Here is a 22,731-nt window from a genome sequence, read left to right on the forward strand (position 1 = left end):
CCGCCCCAATGACCCGATTGGCTGGCATCGCCCGCGCGCGGCCGCTATGTTGCCCGACGATGATGCCGTGTCATTTCCTCGCGCGAACTAGCACCGCCCCGGTGACCCCGGGGTCGATCGACGCGCGCGCCTGACCGGCGGCGCCCCCGATACGTTCGTGCGCCCTCTTCCGCCGGGCGCGCTTCCGCCATAAGCGACACATGAATTTTCTTCAGGATCGTTCCATGACCACCATCTCGATCACGCTGCCCGACGGTTCGGTTCGCGAGGTCGCACCCGGCACCACGCCCGCCGAGATCGCCGCCTCGATCGGCCCCGGCCTCGCCAAGGCGGCGATCGCCGCGCGCGTTGACGGCGAGCTGCGCGACATCACCCGCCCGTTGACGCAGGACGCGCGGCTCGCGCTCGTCACGCAGAAGGACGAGGCCGACGCGCTCGAACTCGCGCGCCACGACCTCGCGCACGTGATGGCGGAGGCGGTGCAGCATCTGTTCCCGGGCACGCAGATCACCTTCGGCCCGGCGACCGACGACGGCTTCTACTACGATTTCGCGGCGAAAGATCGTCCCTTCACCGACGACGACCTGCCCGCGATCGAGGCGGAGATGCGCCGCATCATCGCGAAGAACGAGCCGTTCACGCGCGAGGTGTGGACGCGCGAGCAGTTGATCGAGACGTGGCGCGCCCAAGGCGAGACGTTCAAGGCCGAGTGGGCGGCCGAACTGCCCGACGGTGAGGAACTGACGATCTACCGTCAGGGCGAGTGGCTCGACATGTGCCGCGGGCCGCACATGGCCTCGACCGGCAAGCTCGATCCGGCCGCGTTCAAGCTGACGCGCGTGTCGGGCGCCTATTGGCGCGGCGACCAGAAGAACGCGATGCTTTCGCGCATCTACGGCACCGGCTGGTTGAACAAGAAGCAGCTCGACCAGCATCTGTTCATGCTGGAGGAAGCCGCCAAGCGCGACCATCGCAAGATCGGGCAGGAGATGGACCTGTTCCACCTCCAATCGGAGGCGCAGGGCTCGGTGTTCTGGCACCCAAAGGGTTTCGTGCTTTGGCGGCAGATGGAGGCCTATATGCGCCGCCGGCTGGACGCCGCCGACTATGCCGAGGTCAAGACGCCGCAGTTGATGGACGCGCGGCAGTGGGAGCAGTCGGGCCACTGGGGCAAGTACCGCGAGAACATGTTCGTGGTGCCCGACGAGATTCCGAATACCGAGGACGAGGGTGCGGTCCTGACCGGCGACGCCGATCTGATGGCGCTCAAACCGATGAACTGCCCCGCGCACGTGCTGATCTTCAAGCAGGGAATCAAATCGTACCGCGATCTGCCGATCCGCATGGCGGAGTTCGGCTGCTGCCATCGCAACGAGCCGCACGGGGCGCTGCACGGCATCATGCGCGTACGCCAGTTCACGCAGGACGACGCACACATCTTCGTGCGCGAGGACCAGTTGGTCGAGGAAGTGCGCAAGTTCTGCGAGCTGCTCGACAGCGTGTACCGTGACCTGGGGTTCGAGGATTACGCGGTGAAGCTGGCGCTGCGCCCCGAGAAGCGCTTCGGCTCCGACGAGATGTGGGACAAGGCGGAGGCCGAGCTGCGCGAAGCGGTGCAGGTGTCGAGCCTGTCAGACACGATCAAGGCCAAGTTCGAGGAATTGCCGGGCGAAGGCGCCTTCTACGCGCCGAAGCTCGAGTTCCATCTGACCGACGCGATCGGGCGGACGTGGCAGGTCGGCACGATCCAGTCCGATCGCGTGCTGCCCGAGCGGCTGGATGCGGCGTACGTCGGCGAGGACGGCAACCGTCACCGTCCCGTCATGCTCCACCGCGCCATCCTGGGCACGTTCGAGCGCTTCATCGGCATCCTGATCGAGCATCATGCCGGGCGCTTCCCGCTGTGGCTCGCGCCGGTGCAGGTCGTGGTGGCGACGATCGTCAGCGACGCCGACGACTACGCGCTGGAGGTCGCAGCCGAGCTGCGCGCCGCCGGGCTGCGGGTCGAGACTGATCTGCGCAACGAGAAGATCAACTACAAGGTGCGCGAGCATTCGGTCGCCAAGGTGCCCGTCTTGCTGGTCGTCGGCAAGCGCGAGGCGGATGAGGGCAATGTCGCGGTGCGCCGCCTGGGCAGCCAGGGACAGGAGATCGTCACGCTCGCCGACATCACCCAGCGGCTGACCGAGGAGGCGCGCGCGCCCGATCTGGCGCGCTGACATCACGCCAGACCGGCGGCGCGCACCCGCCGGTCCGGCGCGCATGGATCAACAAAGCGCGTGACTTTCCCTGCGCGACCGCTAACCGCCGCGCCCTCCAGCGGCGCACAGATGCCGCGGTCACCAGGGAACGCATCCATGTACCGACCCGCCTTCGCGGCCAGCCTGCTCTCGTCCGCGCTGCTGCTCGCCCTTCCCGCCGCCGCGCAGCAGTCGCCAGTGGGGCAGGATGGGGATCAGCCCGTCGCCGCCGCCGAGCCGGGCGACGTCGTCGTCACCGCGACGCGGCGCAGCGAGCGGCTGTCGGACGTGCCGATCGCGATCACCGCGATCTCGGGTGAGACGCTCGCGGCGACGGGCGCGGTAGACCTGCGCGGGATCGACCAGGTCGCGCCCTCGCTGCTCGTGTCGGGTGCGACCAGCGAGGCGAACTTCACCGCGCGCATCCGCGGCATCGGGACGGTCGGCGAGAATCCGGGGCTGGAAAGCTCGGTCGGGCTGTTCGTCGACGGCGTCTATCGTGCGCGCAGCGGCGTCGGGCTGACCGAATTGGGCGAGGTCGACCGCGTCGAGGTGCTGCGCGGGCCGCAAGGGACACTGTTCGGGCGCAACTCGACCGCGGGCACGATCAGCATCGTCACACGCGCGCCCGAACTCGGTCGCACGGACGCGCATGGCTCGATCAGCTACGGCAATTACGATTACCTGCGCGTCGACGGCGCGGTGAACTTGGCCGTAGGGCAGACGGCCGCCTTGCGCGTCGATGGCGTGTGGCAGCAGCGCGACGGCTTCATTCGCCAGCTCACCCCGGGCGAGCCCGACATCCAGGACCGCGACCGCTGGCTGATGCGCGGACAGCTCGCCTGGGCGCCGAGCGACGCGTTGTCGGTGCGCCTCATCGCCGACTATGCCGAGCGTCACGAGAATTGCTGCAACGGTACGTTGCTCGGCCCCGTGCGCAACCTGACCCGCACCGATCCCGCCGGTGGAGCGGTCGCGGTCGGCGCCAACACGCTTCTGCCGCTGCTCCAGGCACTCGGCGCGAACTACCAGCTGCCGCCCAGGGGCGAGCGCTTCGCCTTCGCCACCTCGACCAGCGCGGGCGTGCCGTACCGGTCGGACGTGCGCGACTGGGGCGTGTCGGGCGAGGTGAACTGGCGTTTGGGCGGCGCGACGCTGACGTCGATCACCGCGTGGCGCGATTACAAGAACCGGATGGGGCAGGACAACGACTTCAACCGTCTCGACCTGCTCGACCGGCAGGACCTCGACCGGCGTTTCCGTAACTTCTCGCAGGAACTCCGCCTCGCCGGGCGCGCGTTCGACGGACGGCTCGACTGGCTGGTCGGCGGTTATTACGGCAACGAGAAGCTGAACGTCGACGACGACCAGCGTTACGGGCAGGATTACACCCGCTTCGCCAATTGCATCATCGCGACTTCGTTTGCCGCGTCGGGTGCGGGGCAGGTGAACCTCGCCTCCCCCACCTGCTCGACCGCGCCGTCGAGCGTGTTCGCGGGCTATGACGCGGTTGCGCGACAGCTGAACGCCGCCCCGCTCGTCGGCACCGGCGCGAACGACGGCAACTTCACGCAGGTCAGCCGCAATTGGGCGCTGTTCACGCACAACACGCTGGCGATCGTTCCCGATCGCCTGTTTGCCACCATCGGCGTACGCTACACCGACGAGCACAAGCGGGTCCGTGCCGATTACCGCGCCACCAACACGCTGTGCCCCGCGCTGCTCAACTCCTCGCTCCAGTCGCTCGCCGGGCTCGCCTGCGTGGTGAACGGCGCAGGGATCGATATTCCGCAGGGCACGCCCGGCTCGACCTTCGACGACGGGCAGTGGACCGGCACCGCGGTGCTGGGGTTCAAGCCGGTGACAAGCGTCCTGCTCTACGCTTCCGCCTCGCGCGGGTACAAGGCAGGCGGGTTCAATCTCGATTTCTCCGGGCTCGATCGCCCGTGCTTCGCAGGGGCCGGCACCGCGGCGCAAGCGGCGGCGTGCACCGCGCTGCTCGCGCGCGCGGCGAACGCGCCCGGCAACGGCCGCGCCGAAGTGGCGGACCTCGCCTATGCGAGCGAGAAGGTGACCGCCTACGAACTGGGCGCAAAGTGGAACGGGCGCGGCATCGACGTGAACGTCGCCGCGTTCCATCAGGTGTTCAGCGGCTACCAGCTCAACACCTACAATGGGACGAGCTTCGAGGTCGCAAATATTCAGTCGTGCCGCGATCCGCTGAACCGCGCCGACACCGATGCGTCCGCGGCGACGGGTGCGTGCGCGCCCGACCGGCTCCGTCCGGGCGTGCTTTCGACCGGCGTCGAGCTGGAGGGCATTATCCGCCCTGCGCGCGATGTCGCGGTCAACCTGGGGCTGACCTACGCGCACACGCGCTACCGCCAGGATCTCGTCGGCACCGGCGGGCGACCGCTGTCGCCGGTGCTGTTCCAATTACCCGACCACGATCTGTCCAACGCGCCCGAGGTCGTCACCACCGCGGGTATCGGCTGGACGCCCGCGATCGGCACCCGCGGGCTGACGGGGCTCGTCTACCTGGATGTCAGGATGCAGAGCGACACCAACACCGGCTCCGACCTCGATATCGAAAAGGTGCAGGACGCATTCGCGGTCGTGAACGGGCGCGTCGGCCTGTACGGCGCGAACAAGCGCTGGGGCGTCGAAATCTGGGCGCAGAACCTGCTGGACGAGCGCTACTTCCAGCTCGCCTCCGACATACCCGCTCAAGGATCGGGTACGTTTCGCAGCGTCCAGCAGGCTGCCTCCGGTGGCTTCGCGGGCAGCGCGAACCAGTTGTTCATCGGCTTCCCGGGCGAGCCGCGCACCTACGGCGTGACGCTGCGCGGCAGCTTCTAGCGCGCCGGTCGGCGACCGCGCGCGACGCGCGAGGTCGCGGGCACGAAGGAATGCGCCGAACATCTTCCGATTTTGCGCACGAAAGCTTATATCGGGGGAAGTGAATCAACAGGAGAAGTATCTATCCGTCCGCCCATGATGCGCCGCCCCATGCAGGCGCCGCCGATGAACGGCCCTCGCTTCAACGAGTGGATCCAGAGCCAGAAGGTCCGCGTGATCGATCACGAGGGCGAGAATCTCGGCGTCATGTACACGCGCGAAGCGATGGCGCAGGCCAAGGAAGTCGGGCTCGACCTGGTCGAGGTGTCCCCCAATGCGGACCCGCCCGTCGCCAAGTTCCTCGACGTCGGCAAGTTCAAGTACGAGGCGCAGAAAAAGGCGAACGCCGCGCGCAAGAGCCAGAAGACGCAGGAGATCAAGGAGATCAAGATGCGTCCGAACATCGACGACCATGATTACGACACCAAGATGAAGAAGGTGGTCGAGTTCATCGAGGAAGGCGACAAGGTGAAGGTCACGATGCGCTTCCGCGGTCGCGAGTTGAGCCACGGCTCGCTCGGCATGGCGGTGCTGCAACGCGTGGCCGAGGCGACCAACGAGATCGCCAAGGTCGAGGCCTATCCGCGCATGGAAGGCCGCCAGATGCTGATGGTGCTGTCGCCGAAATAAAGTTGACGCGCGCCGGCCGGATCACCGCCGGCGCGCCATACCCGCGGCTCGACCGCGTGCGTTCCGTAGCGTCATGCCAGCCACGGCGCCGACGCTGCCCCTGACATTTTCCGTCCCCACTGTTGCACGCGCGCTACACATGCGCCGCTTTCGCTTACGCGACGCGTAAGTTTTGCTAGACGCGTAAAATCTCCGGCATAGAAGCTGGCCCAAACCCAATATTCAAAATTCTGGGAGAGGCTGTTTCAATGCGCATCACCGCGACCCTTATGTCCACCGTCGCCTGCCTGGCCGCGTATCCGGCGCTGGCGCAGGAACAGACCAGCCCCGTCACCACCAACGCCGCGGTCGACGGCCAGACCAACACCGCCGCCGATCAGACGAGCCCGACCGCCGAATTGGGCGCGGGCGACATCGTCGTCACCGCGACGCGCCGCGCCGAGCGGCTCGCCGACGTGCCGATCTCGATCAACGCGGTGAACCAGGAAAGCCTGCAGAATTCGGGGGCGACCGATATCCGCGGCGTGGCGCAGCTCGCCCCTTCGCTCAGCGTGTCGTCGACCGGCTCGGAAGCGAACGCCTCGGCACGCATCCGCGGCATCGGCACCGTCGGCGACAATCCCGGCCTCGAAAGCTCGGTCGTCACCTTCATCGACGGCGTTTATCGCAGCCGTACGGGATCGGGCCTGAACGACATCGGCGAGATCGAGCGCGTCGAGGTGCTGCGCGGGCCGCAGGGTACGCTGTCTGGGCGCAATTCGTCGGCGGGCGCGATCAACATCTATACCAAGGCGCCGTCGTTCGACTTCGGCGGTTATGGTGAGGCGACCTACGGCAATTACGACAACGTCCGCGTCGCGGGCGCGCTGACCGGGCCGATCGTCAAGGACCTGCTCGCCTTCCGGGTCGACGGTGTCTACGCCAAGCGCGACGGCTTCTACCGCGACGTCATCAACAACACCGACTTCAACGACCGCAACCGCTATTTCGTGCGCGGCCAGTTGCTGCTTGAGCCGTCGAGCGACTTCTCCGTCCGGCTGATCGGCGACTACACCCGCCGCGACGAGAAGTGCTGCGGCGCGGTTTACGTCGACCTGCGTGAGAAGATCGATCCGACGCCGGGCGTCGCGGGTGATTTCGCGGTCAACCCCGCGGGCAACCGCATCGTCGACGTGATGACGTCGCTGGGCGCGGTGTTCCCGAGCGCGGGCGATCCGTACAACCGCCGCATCGCGCAGACGCGCGGCCGCGCTTACTCGAACATCACCAAGGATTACGGCGGCTCGGCGCAGATCGACTGGAACTTCGGCGGCGCGGCGCTGACCTCGATCACCGCCTACCGCGAGTACAAGTCGTTCGGCGCGGGCGATTTTGACTACGGTAACCTCGACCTCGTCTACCGCGCCGACGATGGCAACGCCTTCCGCCGTTTCCGCACCTTCACGCAAGAACTGCGGCTGAACGGCGAAGCGTTCGGCGACCGGCTCAACTGGCTGATCGGCGGCTTCTACAGCAACGAGAAGCTGCGCGTGTCGGACAATCTGCGCTTCGGCACCGATTACGGCGCGTTCGCTGCCTGCCGCGTGATCGCGAGCGCCAATCCGGCCGCCGCGCTGCGTGCGCCGCGCCAGCCGGGCTGCCTCAGCCAAGCCGGACGCGCGGTGCTGGCGGGCCTGGTCCCCGGCACGACCCCGGCGTTCGGTGCCGCCACCGGCACGATCCTCGCCGGGATCGACCGCCTATCGACGATCAGCGATCTGGGTGCGCGCCGCGACATCTACGATCAGAAGAGCGAGAGCTACGCCTTCTTCACCCACAACGTCCTGAAGATTACCGATCGGCTGTCGCTGACCGGTGGTCTGCGCTGGACGAAGGAGATGAAGGACCTGAACGCCAGCTTCACCAACGACAACGTCGTCTGCGCGCAGCAGCTGAACAACCTCGCGCCGCTGCTCGCCAACCCGCAGCTCGCCTCGACGGTCGCGGGCATTCTGACGCTCAGCTGCACCGGTAACTCGAGCTCGACGCTGAACGGCAAGTCGATCAGCGACAAGTTCAACAACGACGAGTTTACTGGCACCGCGGTGCTGTCGTGGAAGCCGGTCGATCGCCTGATGACCTATGCGAGCTATTCGCGCGGGTTCAAGGCGGGCGGCTACAACCTCGATCGCTCCGACCTGGGCCTCGCCTATCTGCCGCAGACGACGCTCGCGCCCAATGCCGCTGCGCTGCGCTTCGATCCGGAAACGGTCAACGCCTACGAAGTTGGCCTGAAGTACTCGTCGCGCCAGTTCACCTTCAACCTGGCGGGCTTCCGGTCGGACTTCACCAACTTCCAGCTCAACACGTTCAACGGCACGAACTTCATCGTGCAGAACCTGGGGAGCTGCAAGGACAGCCTGAACGGCGCCGACAAGGACAACAGCGCCGCGACCGGCCGCTGCACCGGCGACGTCGGCACCGGCGTGCGCAGCCAGGGCGTCGAGGTCGAGGCGGGCTTCTATCCGGCACGCCAGGTCGCGATCACGATGGGCTACACGTTCGCCGACACCAAGGTGCGCCGCAACATCGTCGGCTCGGCCTCGGGTGAGCCGCTCGACCCCGCATTGTTCCTGCTGCCCGGCGCGCAGATGCCGCTTGCTCCCCGCAACGTCATCACGACCTCGGCATCGTGGACTCCCGACATCGGCTCGAACGGCATGTCGGCGCTGTTCTACATCGATCAGCGTACCTCGTCGGACTATAACACTGGCTCGGACAATTTCCCCGAGAAGGAGCAGGACGGCTTCACCGTGGTGAACGCGCGCGTCGGCCTGCGCGGTCGTGACGATCTGTGGGCGATCGAGGTGTTCGCGCAGAACCTGCTCAACAAGAACTACCAGCAGGTCGCCTTCAACGCGCCGTTCCAGGGTGCGGGCAGCCAGGCGCAGGTGCAGGCATTCGGGTCGACCGGCGGCTTCGCCACCGCCAACCAGATCTTCACCTCCTACCTGGCCGAGCCGCGCACCTACGGCGTGACGGTGCGCACGCGCTTCTGATCGGCTGAGCTTTCGGCACGAGAAAGGGCCGGTTCGCACCCGCGAGCCGGCCCTTTCTCGTGTCGCTCGACGTGACGAAGGCCTAAGCCACTTCCTCCACCGCCTTCCCCGCCGCCGCCGCGAGCAATCGGCGCTCGATGCTGCGCACCTTGGACGGCAGCGCGATCTTGTCGCCGGTCAGGTCCGTCAGGTAGAAGGTGTCCACCGCGCGCTCGCCATAGGTTGAGACGTGCGCGGAATGGATCGTCACCTTTGACTGGAACAGCGCGTGCGCGAGCTGGTTGAGCAGCGCCGGGCGATCGCGCGCGGCGACCTCCACCACGGTGAAGCGGTTCGACGCCTTGTTGTCGACCAGCACGTCGGGCTCGATCGCGAAGGCGTCGGCGCGCAGGCGCGGCAGCGGCTTCGCCTTCAACCGGTCGGTCAGCCGCACGCGGCCCGCCAGCGCATCCTCGATCGTCACGCGGATGCGCTGCAACTGCTCGGCCTCGTCGAATGGGCGGCCGAGCGGGTCCTGCACCAGGAAATTGTCGAGCGCCATGCCGTCGCGCGTCGTGTGGATGCGCGCGTCGATGATGTTGCCGCCCGCGACGTTGATCGCGCCGGCGATGCGGAAGAACAGCCCCGGGTGATCGGTCGCATAGACGGTGACGAGCGTCGCGCCGCGTTCGGGATAGACCTGTGCCGCGATCGACAAGGGCGCGTCGCCCGCGGCGCGCACCACCTCGGCATTGGCGGCGAGCACATCGGCGGGTTCGGCGATCCAGTACGGCTCGGGCAGGCGGCGGACGTACGCGGCCATGGTCGGCTCGTCCCAGCCGGTCGCTTCCTGCAACGCCTGCTGCTTGGCGGCGATCCGCTCGGCGCGCCCCTTCTGCTTGTGGCCGAGCCTGAGCACCTCTTCCGCACCGTCGTACAGGTCGGCGAGCAACTGCCCCTTCCACCCGTTCCACGTGCCGGGTCCGACCGCGCGGATGTCGACGGTGGTCAGCACCAGCAGCAGGCGCAGCCGCTCGACGCTCTGCACCGTGGCGGCGAAATCGAGGATCGTCTTGAAGTCCGACAGGTCGCGCTTGAACGCGGTCGCCGACATTAGCAGGTGGTGGCGGACCAGCCACGCCACCGTCTCGGTTTCCGCGCGCGTCAGCCCCAGCCGCGGGCCGACGCGCAGTGCGACCTCGGCTCCCAGCACCGAATGGTCGCCGCCGCGCCCCTTGGCGATATCGTGCAGCAGCACCGCGACGTAGAGCACGCGCCGCGACACGACCTGCTCCATCACCGCACTGGCGAGCGGGTGGTCGTCCTTGAGCGCGCCCTGCTCAATCCGGCTGAGCAAACCGACGGCGCGGATCGTATGCTCGTCGACCGTATAATGGTGGTACATGTCAAACTGCATCTGCGCGACCACGCGCGCGAAATCGGGCAGGAAGCGCCCCAGCACACCGGTTTCGTTCATCCAGCGCAGCACCAGCTCGGGGTCGTTGCGGCTTGTCAGCACGTCGAGGAACAGCGCGTTGGCGCGGGGATCGCGCCGGACCGAAGCGGCGAGCTTCGCGTCGCGCGTCGCGCAGCGTAGCGCGAGCGGATGGATCTCCATCTGCGTCTGCGCGGCGAGCGCGAACGCCTCGATCAGCCGGACGGGATCGATCGCGAAGAAGTCGTCGCTCGGTATCGCCAGCCGCCCGCGATCGACGGTGAAGCCGTTCAGCTTGCGCGGGGAGCGCAGCAGCCGCTTGATCCGCTCGCCGCTGTGCCGCCGATTGTAGCGCTCCTCCAGGTGCGCGAGGAACAGACCGGTGAGCGAGCCGACGGTCTTCGCCTGCAGGAAATAGAATTGCATGAACCGCTCGACCGCGGATTTGCCCGGGCGATCGGCGTAATGCATCCGGCCCGCGATCTCGCGCTGATAGTCGAAGGTCAGCCGGTCCTCGGCCCGGCCCGCGATCAGATGGAGGTGGCAGCGCACCGCCCAGAGGAAATTGTCGGCGCGGTGGAACAGGCGATATTCCTCCGGCGTGAACAAGCCGGCGTCCTTCAACTCGCGCGAACTGCGCACCTTGTAGGCGTATTTGCCGATCCAGAAGAGCGCGTGCAGGTCGCGCAGGCCGCCCTTCCCTTCCTTCACATTGGGTTCGACCACGTAGCGCGTGTCGCCCATCCGCACGTGGCGCGCGTTGCGCTCGGCTAGCTTGTCGGCGACGAACTGCCGTTCGGTGCCGCTACGCACCTCCTGATCGAAACGCTCGGCCGCTTCCTCGTACAGCGCCTCGTCGCCCCACAGGTAACGCGCCTCCAGCAGCGCGGTGCGCACCGTCACGTCGGCTTTCGCCTGGCGCACCATATCGTCGAGCGAACGGCTCGAATGGCCGACCTTCAATCCCAGGTCCCATAGCGCGTAGAGCATCGATTCGATCGCCTGCTCGGCCCAGGGTGTCTGTTTCCAGGGCGTGACGAAGCCGAGGTCGACGTCGCTGAACGGCGCCATCTCACCGCGCCCGTAGCCGCCGACCGCAATCAGCAGCAGCCGCTCCGACGCGGTCGGGTTGCTCAAGGGATAAAGCCGCGCGGTGGTGAAATCGGCCAGCGTGACGATGATCTGGTCGACCAGATACGCCTGTGCGTTCGCTGCTTCCAGCCCGCGCGACGGATGCTCCGACAAGCGCCGCGCGATCTCGGCGCGTCCGGCGTCTAGCGCGGCCTTGAGGATCGCGGTCGCGCCGCGGCGAAGCTGGGCGTGAGTGCCCTCGTCCAGTGCGGCGAGTGCGTCGGCGAGCGCGCGGCGGTCGACGATCGCGCGGCGGTTGGGCAATTGCTCGAAAGTTCGGCGCATGGTGCGCTTATGCGCGGTGACGCCCTGCCGCGTCACCTCCGATTCCGGTCCTCAATCGCGCGCGCACAACAGCCGGTAGGCGGCGCAGGTCGCCGCCGCCGTCTGCTTTTTCAGGTCGAACGGCCCGATCGCCTGCATCGTCGAAAGCGTGATCGGCAGGTCGGCCGCGCGCTTGCGCGCCGCCGCCGGGCTCGCGGCCGCCGCGGCCAGTTGGCGAAGATCGGCGAGCGACAGCCGCGCGGCATAACCCGCCGCCATGCGCTCGATCAGTTCGGCGGTTTTCGCGCGCGCGAGCTCGCGTCCCTTTGCCTGCACCTGCGCCCGCTCAGCCGGGGTCAGCGTCTTGTCCTCGGCCACGAGATCGCTCAGGTCCTTCTCGACCATCAAGGGTATGATGGTCGTGAGCGTGCCCGTCTGCGCCAGCCGACGCGCGAGCATCAGCGCCTCCGACGAGTGATGCGTGCGCGGCGGTGTCGACATGACCGGTGCCATCGCCTGCGCCATCACCGCCAGCCACCACATCGCCTCATCCTTCCCGCGCGAGCGCCTTCAACCGATACAGCGTGTCGAGCGCCTCGCGCGGTGTCAACGCGTCGACGTCGATCGCCTCGACCTCGGCGCGGATCGCGTCGCACTGCGCTTCCTCGGCCTGCGCGGCGGCGGCGAACAGCGGCAGGTCGTCGAGGCCCGCGGCGAGCCCGCCGGTCTTGGCGCGCCCCGCCTCCAGTTTGGCGAGCACCGACTTGGCACGTGCGACCGTGCCCGGCGACATGCCGGCGAGCCGCGCGACCGCCAGGCCGTAGCTGCGGTCCGCCGGCCCGTCCGCCACCTCGTGCAGCAGCACCAGATCGCCCTTCCACTCGCGCGCGCGGACGTGGTGGAGGCTCAGCGCGTCGCAGCGTTCGGCGAGCCTGGTCAGCTCGTGATAATGCGTCGCGAACAGGCAGCGGCAGCGGTTCTCCTCGTGGATCGCCTCCACCACCGCCCAGGCGATCGCGAGCCCGTCATAGGTCGAGGTACCGCGCCCGACCTCGTCGAGGATGACGAAGCTGCGCGGGGAAGCCTGCGCCAGGATCGCGGCGGTTTCGACCATCTCGACCATGAAGGTCGAGCGCCCGCGCGCGAGATTGTCCGACGCGCCGACGCGGCTGAACAGCCGGTCGACCAGCCCGATCGTCGCGGCCGACGCGGGCACGTAGCTGCCGGCCTGCGCGAGCACCGCGATCAGCGCGTTCTGGCGCAGGAAGGTCGACTTGCCGCCCATGTTGGGGCCGGTCACCAGCCACAGGCGATTAGTCTCCGACAGGCGGCAGTCGTTGGCAACGAAGCGATCGCCCGATCTCGCCAGCGCGCTCTCGACCACCGGGTGGCGCCCGCCCGTTATCTCGAAACACGCCTGCTCGACCAGTTTGGGCCTGGTCCAATGCCCCTCCGCCGCCCGCTCGGCGAGCCCGGCTGCCACGTCGAGCCGGGCGAGTGCGTCGGCAGTGGCGGCTACCCCCTCGCGCGCGGCGAGCGCGGTCTGCGTCAGTTCCTCCAGGTGCGCGGCCTCGGCGGTCAGCGCGTGCGCGCCGGCCTGCGTCACGCGCGAAGCGACCTCGTGCAGTTCGGGCGCGTTGAAGCGGATCGCGCCCGCCATCGTCTGTCGGTGCGTGAAGCCCGAATCGGCGCGCATCAGCGGGTCGGCGGCGCGCGCGGGCACCTCGATATGATAGCCGAGCACGCCGTTGTGCTTGATCTTGAGCGCCGCGACACCCGTGTCGGCGCGGTATTTGGCCTCCAGCGCGGCGATCGCGCGCCGCCCGCCCGCGCCCGCGTCGCGCAATTCGTCGAGCGCCGCGTCATAGCCCGCTGCGATATAGCCGCCGTCGCTCGCCTCGATCGGCGGTGCCGGCACCAATGCGCGCTTGAGCAGGTCGATCAGCGCACCGTGCCCGCGCAGGCGCGGTAGGGTTTCGGCGAGCAGCGCCGGTGCCGGCTCGACCTTGCCGAGCAGCTCGGCCAAGTGCCACGCACCGCCGAGCCCGTCGCGCAACTGCCCGAGATCGCGCGGGCCACCCCGCCCCGCCGCCAGCCGCCCCAGCGCCCGCCCGATATCGGGCAGCGCGCGCAGGCTCGCGCGCAACCGTTCGCGCAAGCCATCATCGTCGTGGAACAGCGCGACCAGCGCCTGCCGCGCCTCGATCGCGCCCAAGTCCATCAGCGGCGCGGCGATGTCCTCGCCCAGCAGGCGCGCGCCCGCGCCCGTCACCGTGCGGTCCACCGCGTCGAGCAGGCTGCCCTTGCGCTGTCCCGCGATCGTGCAGGTCAGCTCCAGGCTCTCGCGCGTCGCCGCGTCGATCGCCATCGTCTCGGCGGCGGCTTCCAGCGTCGGCGGGCGCAGGAAGGGCAGCGCGCCCTTTGCATTATGCTCCAGATAGGCGACCAGCGCCCCCGCCGCCGACAGCGCGGCGCGCGAGAACTGGCCGAAGCCGTCGAGCGTCGCGACGCCGTACAGCCGCTTCAACCGCGCCTCGCCGTTCGCGCTGTCGAAGTCGGCGCGCGGACGCCAGACGCTGGCGGGGTGATCCGCGCCCTCGCACGCTACCACTTCGGCCGCACCCAGCCGCGCCAGTTCGGCGCCCATGCCGCCCGCGTCGGTTTCGATCACGACGAAGCGTCCGGTCGACACGTCGGCGGCGGCGATCGCGACCGCGCCGTTGACCTCGCCTACGCAGGCGCACCAATTGGCCGCGCGAGCATCGAGCAGCGCTTCCTCGGTCAGCGTGCCCGCGGTGACGAAGCGGACGATCGCGCGCCCGACCAGCGCCTTCGAGCCGCGTGCCTTGCGCGCTGCTTCCGGCGTTTCGGTCTGCTCGGCGATGGCGACGCGGTGCCCGGCCTTGATGAGGCGTTGCAGATACGCGGTCGCGGCGTGGACGGGCACGCCGCACATCGGGATCTTCTCGCCCTCATGCTCGCCGCGCGCGGTCAAGGCGATGTCGAGCACCTGCGCGGCAACGCGCGCGTCGTCGAAGAACAGCTCGAAGAAATCGCCCATCCGGTAGAACAGCAGGCAGTCCGCCGCCTCCGCCTTCAGCGCCAGATACTGCGCCATCATCGGGGTCGGGGTGGAGGAAACGCTCGCCATCGCGGGCGCGATACAGAAGCGTGGGCACGCGCGAAAGGCGTGTCCGAACGACTGCGGCCGCGCTACACACGGCACCTGCTCTCACGGAACGCCCGCCATGCTCTACCGCTCGCTCCTGCCCTCACCCATCGGTTCGCTGACATTGGTCGCGTCAGACGATGGGCTGGTCGCGATCCTGTGGCCCGACGACGCGCCCGGTCGCGTGCGGCTGGCGGATGCGACGACGCGCGACGATCATCAGGTGCTCGTCGCCGCGGCCAAGCAATTGCGCGAATATTTCGCGGGCACGCGCACCCGCTTCGACCTGCCGCTCGCCCCGCACGGCACCGCGTTTCAGCGCGACGTGTGGCTGGCGCTCGCCGACATTCCGTTCGGCGAGACGCGCAGCTACGCCGAGATCGCGCGCGCGATCGGACGCCCGACAGCGACGCGCGCGGTCGGCGCGGCGAACGGGCGAAATCCCCTGTCGATCGTCGCACCGTGCCACCGCGTCGTGGGCGCGAGCGGCGCGCTGACCGGCTTCGCGGGCGGACTGGCGGCGAAGCGCTTCCTGCTGGACCACGAACGTCACACAACCGGCGCATGGTAACGGTTCACATGGCGCGCAGCTTTCCGTAAGGGCACGCGCATGACCGATCCCCGCACCGAAGCTGAAGCCGTCACCAACGTCCAGTTCTCGGAGCGCGAGGCGCTGCTGTTCCATTCGGAAGGCCGGCCGGGCAAGATCGAGATCATCGCCTCCAAACCGATGGCGACGCAGCGCGACCTGGCGCTGGCTTATTCGCCCGGCGTCGCGGTGCCGGTGCGCGCGATCGCCGACGATCCGGCGACCGCGTACGATTACACCGCCAAGGGCAATCTCGTCGCGGTGATCTCCAACGGTACCGCGATCCTGGGGCTCGGCAATCTCGGCGCGCTCGCGTCCAAGCCGGTGATGGAAGGCAAGGCGGTGCTGTTCAAGCGCTTCGCCGACGTGGACTCGATCGACCTAGAGCTCGCCACCGAAGACGTCGACGCCTTCGTCAACGCGGTCGCGCTGCTCGAACCCAGCTTCGGCGGCATCAACCTCGAAGACATCAAGGCACCCGAATGCTTCATCATCGAGCAGTCGTTGCGCGAGCGGATGAACATCCCGGTCTTCCACGACGACCAGCATGGCACCGCGATCATCTGCGCCGCGGGGCTCATCAACGCCTGCCTGCTGACGGGCCGTCGCCTCGCTGACGTGAAGGTCGTGGTGAACGGCGCGGGTGCGGCCGCACTCGCCTGCACCGACCTGATCAAGGCGATGGGGGTGCGCCAGCAGAACGTCATCATCTGCGACCGCACCGGCGTGATCTACCAGGGCCGCGACGACGTGAACCAGTGGCAGTCGGCGCACGCCGTCGCCACCACACGCCGCACGCTGACCGAGGCGCTGGAGGGCGCGGACGTGTTCCTCGGCCTGTCCGCGGCGGGCGCGCTCAAGCCCGAGATGGTCAAGGACATGGCCAAGGCGCCGATCATCTTCGCGATGGCGAATCCCGAGCCAGAGATCCGCCCTGAAGAAGCGCGCGCGGCACGCCCCGACGCGATCATCGCGACCGGTCGCTCGGACTATCCCAATCAGGTCAACAACGTGCTGGGCTTCCCGTTCATCTTCCGCGGCGCGCTCGACGTGCGCGCCTCGGCGATCAACGACGAGATGAAGATCGCCGCCGCCAACGCGATCGCCGAACTGGCGCGGCAGCGCGTGCCCGAGGAAGTCGCCGCCGCCTACGGCGTCCAGCACAGCTTCGGCCCCGAATATATCATACCCGCGCCGTTCGATCCGCGCCTGATGGAGGTGGTGCCGGTCGCAGTCGCCAAGGCGGCGATGGATTCGGGCATCGCGACCAAACCGATCCTCGACATCGACGCGTATCGCCAGTCGCTGCGCGCACGGCTCAATCCGACCACCTCGGTGCTGAGCCTCGCCTATGAGGGTGCGCGCGCGCATCCCAAGCGCGTGATCTTCGCGGAAGGCGAGGAGGAGGTCGTGCTGCGCGCCGCGATCGCATTCAAGGAAGGCGGCTACGGCACCCCGGTGCTCGTCGGGCGCGACGACGTGCACGACCGTCTCGCCGCGCTCGGCATCGCGAACCCGGAAGAATATGAGGTTCACAACAGCCGCGTGTCGCCGCTGGTCCCGCGAATGGTCGACTTCCTCTACGGCCGGCTCCAACGCAGAGGCTTTCTGCGCCGCGATTGCGAGCGGATGATCAACCAGGACCGCAACACCTTCGGCGCGGTGCTGCTCCAGCTCGGCGAGGCCGATGCGATGATCACCGGCATCACGCGCACCTTTGCGCAGAGCTACCGCGAGGTGCGCCGCGTGATCGATCCCAAGCCCGATCGCACGCCGTTCGGCATCCATGTGCTCGTCGGGCAGAGCCACACGATCTTCATCGCCGACACGACGGTCAACGAGCGCCCGAGCGCGGAGGAACTGGCCGACATCGCCGAGCAGACCGCCGCGGTCGCGCGCCGCATGGGCCACGAACCGCGCGTCGCGTTCCTCAGCTACTCGACCTTCGGCACGCCCGAGGGTTCGTTCCTCGACAACATCCGCCAGGCGGTGACCGTACTCGACGGGCGGCAGGTGAGCTTCGAATATGAGGGTGAAATGTCGCCCGACGTCGCGCTCAACCCCAGGCAGCAGGCGAATTATCCGTTCGCGCGCCTGTCGGGCCCCGCCAACATCCTGGTCATGCCGGGTCTGCAATCGGCCAACATCTCCGCCAAGCTGCTGCGCGAACTGGGTGGCGATGACATGATCGGCCCGATGCTGATCGGCATGGAGAAGCCGGTGCAGATCGCACCGATGACCTCGACCGCGAGCGAGCTGATGACGCTGGCGGTGCTGGCGGCGGGCGGCATCGCGCGCTGATCCGCCGCGCGCACCGCCGTCGCCTGGCGGTTCGGACGCCGGTTGAGGCCGCTATGCAACCTAATCCGCCGTCAGATCATTGCGCCTTGACCTGAGTCAAGGAGGCGGATGATGAAGATGACGGTGGCGGCGCTCGGCGCGGCGATGTTGGTGGCGGGTTGTGCCGGCGGATATGGTGCGGGCCCGCGTTACGCCGGCTACAACGGTTATGGCGCATACGACTACAATCGCCCCGACCCGGCGTATAACGGCTATTACGCCGATCGCTATTACCGCGACGACGCGCGCTACCGTGAACGCCGGCTCGGCCGCCGCGACCGCATCTACGCTGGTCGCGACGGACGTTATTACTGCCGCCGCGACGACGGCACGACCGGACTGATCATCGGCGGGATCGCGGGTGGCGCGCTCGGTTCGGCGATCGCACCCGGCGGCTCGGGCCTGCTCGGCGCGCTGATCGGTGGCGCAGGCGGCGCGGCGCTGGGCCAGTCGGTCGACCGCAACGAGGTGCGCTGCCGCTGAGGCAAACTATTTGAGCGGCTTGCCCGAGTCCTTCCAGCGATCGAGGATCTGGGACTCGGGCACGCTGGCGCTGGTCGGCGCGGCGGCAGGCGCCGGCACGATCGCTTCGCCGCTCTGCGCGTGACGCGCCTGGATCTGCGACAACGGAGTGACCGCGCGCGTGGCTCCGCTGCTCGGCGTAGTCGTAGCGGCCGCAGCGGGTGCGGCCATTGGCGCGCTGATACCCGGGGCCGGAGTCACCACCGCCTGGCTCGCCGCGATCGGCGGGATCGTCAGCAACGGGTCGATCACGCGATGTGGTCCGGGCACCGGTTCATGCCCGGCGTAACGCTGGATGAACGCCGCCGCCGTTCCCCAGAACCCTTTCCAGCGATGAAAGAAATGCGCACCGATCGCGTCGGTCATCACCAGCGTGCGGTTCCACGCCGGCGTGACTGCGTAGGTGTGATAATGGGTCGCGAGCCCGACGGGAGCGAAGACGTAGCCGCCGAGCGCCGCCGCCGCAACGCGCGCCGCGCGCGCCCAGCCCGCAGCCGAGGGTACGCGCGCCATCGCGCCGTCGCAGGCGAAGCTGAACTGGCACGATCGCCGCTCCGACCCCTGATAGACGACGCCGCACACCGTCGAGGGAAAGGCAGGGTGACGTGCGCGGTTGAGGATGACCTGCGCCACCGCGCGCTGCCCGTCGTCGGGCTCGGACGCCGCCTCGTAATAGATTGCCGCGGTCAGGCACTCGAGCGCGCGTCCGCGATCCGTGCCGCTCGCCCCGGCGGTGGAGAACGGACGCGCCGGCGTGATCGAGCCATCGCCCACCGGCTGCCGCAAGAAGGCGAGCGGAACCGGCGGCAGCGCGATCGTGCCGGTGGTACCCGCGGCGGGTGACGCGTAGCTCGGCGCCGCCGTGGCCTTGCCCGCGCGTGGAACCGCGATGCTCAAAGGGCGCGCGCGCGGCTGCGCAGCGACGACGCCGTCGCCGACCAGGCGCAGCAGCCCTTGTGCCGCCAGCGCGGACAGCAGCAGGATCAGCGCCGCGGCGAGCAGCGCCCAACTGACGCGCACCTGCCGCAGCCGCACCAGCGCTGTTCCCGGTCGTGTGTGTCTGGCCATGCGGACAGGGCTGCTCCGTGCTGACGCGCGCGAAGCGCCTGCGCTGCCTTAATCGAGCAATCCTTGCGAATCCGCTGCTATTCCCCGCCTGTCCCGGTGCGGTACAGCCAGCGGCCGCGGAACGCGGATCAGCGCTTCTTGCCGTTGGCGAACAGCAGTGCGGCGGCGACCGCGGCCGAGCCGATCCCGACGCCGACGATGCCGCCCAATTGCCAGCGGCGCGCCTTGTCGCTCGCCTTCGCCTTGTCGGCACCTGCGTCCTGGTGCGCCTTTGCCGCCTTGGCGGCTTGCAGGATCTCGTTGGGCTCGTCGCTCATCATCCATTCTCCCCTGCCGGACTGAAACCGGTCGTCACCGCGCGCCGCTCCGATAGCGCTGGCGGAAGTCGTCCGCGAACGACGACAATCGCCCGTCCGCAATCGCACCGCGCAGGTCGGCCATCAACGCTTGATAGAAGAAGATGTTGTGCTCGGTCATCAACATCGCGCCCAGCATCTCACCCGCGCGGACGAGGTGGTGCAGATACGCGCGCGTCCAGGTACCGCACACCGGACACGCGCAGCGTTCATCGAGCGGCGCCTGATCCTCGGCGAAGCGCGCGTTGCGGATGTTGATCGGGCCGGCCCGCGTGAACGCCTGGCCCGTCCGCCCCGACCGCGTCGGCAGCACGCAATCGAACATGTCGACCCCGCGCTCGACCGCGCCGACGATGTCGTCGGGCTTGCCGACTCCCATCAGGTAGCGCGGGCGATCGGCCGGAAGCTGCCCCGGCGCGTAATCGAGGCACGCGAACATCGCCTCCTGTCCCTCGCCCACCGCGAGCCCGCCAATCGCGTAACCGTCGAACCCGATATCGACCAGCGCGTCGGCGGAGGCGCGGCGCAATCCCTCGTCCAATGCGCCCTGCTGGATACCGAAGATCGCGTTATGTGCAGCATGCGCCTCGCCGCCGCGGCCATCGAGCCCGTCGAACGCGTCGCGGCTGCGCTTCGCCCAGCGCATCGATCGCTCCATCGCCGCGGCCTGCACCTCGCGCGTCGAGGTGGTCGGCACCAGCTCGTCGAACGCCATCGTAATGTTGCTGCCGAGCAGCCGCTGGATCTCGATCGACCGCTCGGGCGTGATCAGGTGCCGCGATCCGTCGAGGTGCGAGCGGAATGCGACGCCGTCCTCCGACCGCTTCGTCAGCTCGGACAGGCTCATCACCTGATAGCCGCCCGAGTCGGTCAGGATCGGGCGATCCCATCCCATGAACGCGTGCAGCCCGCCCAGTTTAGCGACGCGTTCCGCGCCGGGGCGCAGCATCAGGTGATAGGTATTCCCTAGGATGATGTCCGCACCCGCGGCGCGCACGTCAGCGGGCTTCATCGCCTTGACCGTGGCGGCGGTGCCGACCGGCATGAACGCGGGGGTGCGGATGACGCCGCGCTCCATCGTGATAGCACCGGTACGCGCGCGCCCGTCGGTCGCGGCGATCGTGAAGGCGAAACTGGTCATCGGCGCGTCTTCTCAGGCGGTCGCTTTTCCGGGGGTCGCGGCGGCTTGGCCGGCGGGCGCCCCGCGGTCGGCCCCTTCGCATCGACCGGACCGGTGCGATAGGTCAGCAATTCCGCGCGGCTGATACGGTGATCGCCGTTCTTGTCGTAGCGCGCGAACAATCGCGAGAAATGGTCCTGCAATTCGTCGAGCGAGACCTGATCATCCTGATTGCGATCGACCTCGAACGGGCTCGGCAGCGCGTTGCGATCACCCAGCCAGCGCTCGGCCCAATCGGCAAAGGCGATGTAGCGCAGCACGCCGGTCTTGCCGGTATCCACCGCCGCGAACGAGCGCGCGACCCCCGCCTGCAACTCGGCACGATCGACCATTCCGTCGCCATCGGCATCAAAGGTCGCGATCATCATCGCCACGGGTTCGACCACCATCGTGGCGGGGGTCTGCGGCGTGCCCGGCAACGGCGCGCGGACGACCACGGTGTCGCCCTCGGTCGAGCCCGCCTGCAGCGCGAGCGCGAGCAGCACCGCGATCACGCCCGGACCTGCTGCGGCAACAGCAGCGACGCGTCGCCGTAGGAATAGAAGCGATACTCGTTCGCGATCGCGTGCGCGTACACCGTTTGCATCCGCTCCAGCCCCATCAGCGCCGAGACCAGCATGAACAGGGCCTGCGGCGGCAAAGGAAAAGCGTTCCGTTGCAATGCCATACTGCGATTCTCACGGGCGTTTTCTCCCACTCCTACCGACCTCCTAGAATTAGCCGAGACGCCGGCAGCGCCGTTTCCTAGCGAAGGCGCTTTGGCCGGATCGACCGCCGAAATCCAGCCCCCCGCCCGCCTCCCGGCCCGGTGCCTGACGGACCTTGGCACACTGGCTTCGATGCCGCATGACTCTGACGTGGTTCGCAGCGCAGGCGTCGGGGGAACGGTGAGCGAGTACAATCTCGGCAAGCTGGAGAAGATCGAGCTGCGCGACATATGGTCGAGCGAGTCCTCCCATTTCACGCCGTGGCTCGCGCGCGAGGAGAACCTCCTCACGTTGGGTGAGACACTGGGGCTTGAGCTTGAGCTGGAGGCGCAGGAGAAGGCAGTCGGCCCGTTCCGCGCGGACATCCTGTGCAAGGACATCGGCACGAATGCGTGGGTGCTGATCGAGAACCAGCTCGAACGCACGGACCACTCCCATTTGGGTCAGTTGCTGACCTACGCCTCTGGATTGGAAGCGGTGACGATCGTGTGGATCGCGGCGCGCTTCACCGAGGAGCACCGCTCGACGCTGGATTGGCTCAACCGCATCACCGACGAGACTTTCCGCTTCTTTGGTGTGGAGGTGGAGCTGTGGCGGATCGGCACGTCGCCGGCGGCGCCACGCTTCAACATCGTCTCCAAGCCGAACAACTGGAGCAAGCTCGTGTCGCAGGCGGCACGGGCGATCGATGACGCTGAACTCACCGGCACCAAGGCGTTGCAGGTCGCGTACTGGGGCGGGCTGGGCAACGCTCTCATGGCAGCAGGCGGGCCGCTCGCGCGGGAGCGCAAGCCGCAGCCGCAATCTTGGATGTCGTACTCGATCGGTCGGAGCGGGTTCAGCGTCAACGCCGCGATGGCCCGGCCGAAGCGGCTAGTGCGCGCCGAGCTGTACATGTCCAACCCGCACGCCAAGGCGTTCTTTCACCTGCTACACGCGCAGAAAGCGCAGATCGAAGCGGAACTCGGGTATGGACTCGATTGGGAGGAGTTGCCGGAGGGCAAAGACACGCGGATATCGACGCCGCTGACGGATACCGATCCGGAGAAGCAATCCGATTGGCCCCGCCAGCACGAGTGGCTTGTGGCGCGGCTGAATGACTTCTACCGGGTTTTTGCAAATCGAGTTAAAGCGCTGAACCCGGGAGCTTGGTCTCCCGAAATGTAGGCGAACAAAAAAATTATA

16 protein-coding genes are annotated in these 22,731 nt (G+C 68.1%); 8 read left to right on the forward strand and 8 right to left on the reverse strand.

Annotated elements, in window-relative coordinates; translation table 11 throughout:
* Nucleotides 1-224 precede the first annotated feature (224 nt).
* From thrS to Q0579_RS11680, 4 genes are all read left to right on the forward strand, one after another.
* Nucleotides 225-2,219 (forward strand): threonine--tRNA ligase, encoded by a 1,995-nt coding sequence (gene thrS / locus Q0579_RS11665; protein ID WP_298812379.1) that lies wholly within the window; start codon nucleotides 225-227, stop codon nucleotides 2,217-2,219.
* A 138-nt stretch (nucleotides 2,220-2,357) separates the two neighbouring features.
* Entirely contained in the window at nucleotides 2,358-5,099 is a 2,742-nt protein-coding gene (locus Q0579_RS11670) for a TonB-dependent receptor (protein WP_298812382.1), read from the forward strand.
* Nucleotides 5,100-5,234: 135 nt separating this feature from the next.
* Nucleotides 5,235-5,768: a translation initiation factor IF-3 gene (infC, locus tag Q0579_RS11675; protein WP_174193308.1), complete on the forward strand. Its 534-nt coding sequence runs from the start codon at nucleotides 5,235-5,237 to the stop codon at nucleotides 5,766-5,768.
* A gap of 248 nt (nucleotides 5,769-6,016) precedes the next feature.
* Complete coding sequence (locus Q0579_RS11680) at nucleotides 6,017-8,806, forward strand: TonB-dependent receptor (protein WP_298812389.1); 2,790 nt, start codon at nucleotides 6,017-6,019, stop codon at nucleotides 8,804-8,806.
* 82 nt (nucleotides 8,807-8,888) lie between these two features.
* Here Q0579_RS11680 and Q0579_RS11685 read toward each other — a convergent pair whose 3' ends face one another.
* The 3 genes from Q0579_RS11685 to mutS are packed head-to-tail and all read right to left on the reverse strand — an operon-like array spanning nucleotide 8,889 to nucleotide 14,736.
* A complete protein-coding gene (locus tag Q0579_RS11685) occupies nucleotides 8,889-11,636 on the reverse strand; it encodes a [protein-PII] uridylyltransferase (protein ID WP_298812392.1) in 2,748 nt (915 codons plus the stop codon).
* A gap of 51 nt (nucleotides 11,637-11,687) precedes the next feature.
* On the reverse strand, nucleotides 11,688-12,158 hold the full coding sequence (locus tag Q0579_RS11690) for a hypothetical protein (protein ID WP_298812395.1): 471 nt from the start codon (nucleotides 12,156-12,158) through the stop codon (nucleotides 11,688-11,690).
* A 4-nt stretch (nucleotides 12,159-12,162) separates the two neighbouring features.
* Nucleotides 12,163-14,736, reverse strand: a complete 2,574-nt coding sequence (mutS, locus tag Q0579_RS11695) for a DNA mismatch repair protein MutS (RefSeq protein ID WP_298812486.1) — start codon at nucleotides 14,734-14,736, stop codon at nucleotides 12,163-12,165.
* Between the two features lie 127 nt (nucleotides 14,737-14,863).
* Between mutS and Q0579_RS11700 the strand changes: the two genes are divergently transcribed.
* From Q0579_RS11700 to Q0579_RS11710, 3 genes are all read left to right on the forward strand, one after another.
* Entirely contained in the window at nucleotides 14,864-15,355 is a 492-nt protein-coding gene (locus Q0579_RS11700; RefSeq protein WP_298812398.1) for a methylated-DNA--[protein]-cysteine S-methyltransferase, read from the forward strand.
* Nucleotides 15,356-15,394: 39 nt separating this feature from the next.
* Nucleotides 15,395-17,674 carry an NADP-dependent malic enzyme gene (locus Q0579_RS11705; protein WP_298812400.1) on the forward strand — a complete coding sequence of 760 codons (2,280 nt, stop codon included), beginning with the start codon at nucleotides 15,395-15,397 and terminating at the stop codon, nucleotides 17,672-17,674.
* Nucleotides 17,675-17,782: 108 nt separating this feature from the next.
* Nucleotides 17,783-18,196 carry a hypothetical protein gene (locus tag Q0579_RS11710; RefSeq protein ID WP_298812402.1) on the forward strand — a complete coding sequence of 138 codons (414 nt, stop codon included), beginning with the start codon at nucleotides 17,783-17,785 and terminating at the stop codon, nucleotides 18,194-18,196.
* Nucleotides 18,197-18,202: 6 nt separating this feature from the next.
* Here the strand turns inward: Q0579_RS11710 and Q0579_RS11715 are convergent, their stop codons facing one another.
* The 5 genes from Q0579_RS11715 to Q0579_RS11735 form a co-directional block, all read right to left on the reverse strand.
* On the reverse strand, nucleotides 18,203-19,303 hold the full coding sequence (locus Q0579_RS11715; protein ID WP_298812404.1) for a cell wall hydrolase: 1,101 nt from the start codon (nucleotides 19,301-19,303) through the stop codon (nucleotides 18,203-18,205).
* Between the two features lie 128 nt (nucleotides 19,304-19,431).
* On the reverse strand, nucleotides 19,432-19,620 hold the full coding sequence (locus Q0579_RS11720; RefSeq protein ID WP_298812406.1) for a hypothetical protein: 189 nt from the start codon (nucleotides 19,618-19,620) through the stop codon (nucleotides 19,432-19,434).
* A gap of 34 nt (nucleotides 19,621-19,654) precedes the next feature.
* On the reverse strand, nucleotides 19,655-20,800 hold the full coding sequence (gene tgt / locus Q0579_RS11725) for a tRNA guanosine(34) transglycosylase Tgt (RefSeq protein WP_298812408.1): 1,146 nt from the start codon (nucleotides 20,798-20,800) through the stop codon (nucleotides 19,655-19,657).
* Nucleotides 20,797-21,333, reverse strand: a complete 537-nt coding sequence (locus Q0579_RS11730; RefSeq protein WP_298812411.1) for an EF-hand domain-containing protein — start codon at nucleotides 21,331-21,333, stop codon at nucleotides 20,797-20,799. Before Q0579_RS11730 ends, tgt begins: the two co-directional genes overlap by 4 nt.
* The gene (locus tag Q0579_RS11735) at nucleotides 21,330-21,668 is read right to left on the reverse strand and encodes an S-adenosylmethionine:tRNA ribosyltransferase-isomerase (RefSeq protein WP_298812414.1); all 339 of its coding nucleotides are present in this window, start codon (nucleotides 21,666-21,668) and stop codon (nucleotides 21,330-21,332) included. Before Q0579_RS11735 ends, Q0579_RS11730 begins: the two co-directional genes overlap by 4 nt.
* Between Q0579_RS11735 and Q0579_RS11740 the strand changes: the two genes are divergently transcribed.
* Nucleotides 21,598-22,713 carry a DUF4268 domain-containing protein gene (locus tag Q0579_RS11740; protein WP_298812416.1) on the forward strand — a complete coding sequence of 372 codons (1,116 nt, stop codon included), beginning with the start codon at nucleotides 21,598-21,600 and terminating at the stop codon, nucleotides 22,711-22,713. The genes Q0579_RS11735 and Q0579_RS11740 overlap by 71 nt on opposite strands.
* The last annotated feature ends 18 nt before the right edge of the window (nucleotides 22,714-22,731 follow it).

Source organism: uncultured Sphingomonas sp. (assembly GCF_936927845.1).
In the GTDB taxonomy this organism is placed as follows: Bacteria; Pseudomonadota; Alphaproteobacteria; order Sphingomonadales; family Sphingomonadaceae; genus Sphingomonas.

Excerpts from the sequence above, each read along its gene's own strand:
- Q0579_RS11680 (WP_298812389.1), top strand. The coding sequence starts at position 6,017 with ATGCGCATCACCGCGACCCTTATGTCCACCGTCGCCTGCCTGGCCGCG.
- Q0579_RS11715 (WP_298812404.1), bottom strand. The coding sequence starts at position 19,303 with ATGGCCAGACACACACGACCGGGAACAGCGCTGGTGCGGCTGCGGCAG.
- Q0579_RS11690 (WP_298812395.1), bottom strand. The coding sequence starts at position 12,158 with ATGTGGTGGCTGGCGGTGATGGCGCAGGCGATGGCACCGGTCATGTCG.
- Q0579_RS11720 (WP_298812406.1), bottom strand. The coding sequence starts at position 19,620 with ATGAGCGACGAGCCCAACGAGATCCTGCAAGCCGCCAAGGCGGCAAAG.
- Q0579_RS11685 (WP_298812392.1), bottom strand. The coding sequence starts at position 11,636 with ATGCGCCGAACTTTCGAGCAATTGCCCAACCGCCGCGCGATCGTCGAC.
- Q0579_RS11700 (WP_298812398.1), top strand. The coding sequence starts at position 14,864 with ATGCTCTACCGCTCGCTCCTGCCCTCACCCATCGGTTCGCTGACATTG.
- Q0579_RS11710 (WP_298812402.1), top strand. The coding sequence starts at position 17,783 with ATGATGAAGATGACGGTGGCGGCGCTCGGCGCGGCGATGTTGGTGGCG.
- mutS (WP_298812486.1), bottom strand. The coding sequence starts at position 14,736 with ATGATGGCGCAGTATCTGGCGCTGAAGGCGGAGGCGGCGGACTGCCTG.
- tgt (WP_298812408.1), bottom strand. The coding sequence starts at position 20,800 with ATGACCAGTTTCGCCTTCACGATCGCCGCGACCGACGGGCGCGCGCGT.
- Q0579_RS11670 (WP_298812382.1), top strand. The coding sequence starts at position 2,358 with ATGTACCGACCCGCCTTCGCGGCCAGCCTGCTCTCGTCCGCGCTGCTG.
- infC (WP_174193308.1), top strand. The coding sequence starts at position 5,235 with ATGATGCGCCGCCCCATGCAGGCGCCGCCGATGAACGGCCCTCGCTTC.
- Q0579_RS11705 (WP_298812400.1), top strand. The coding sequence starts at position 15,395 with ATGACCGATCCCCGCACCGAAGCTGAAGCCGTCACCAACGTCCAGTTC.
- thrS (WP_298812379.1), top strand. The coding sequence starts at position 225 with ATGACCACCATCTCGATCACGCTGCCCGACGGTTCGGTTCGCGAGGTC.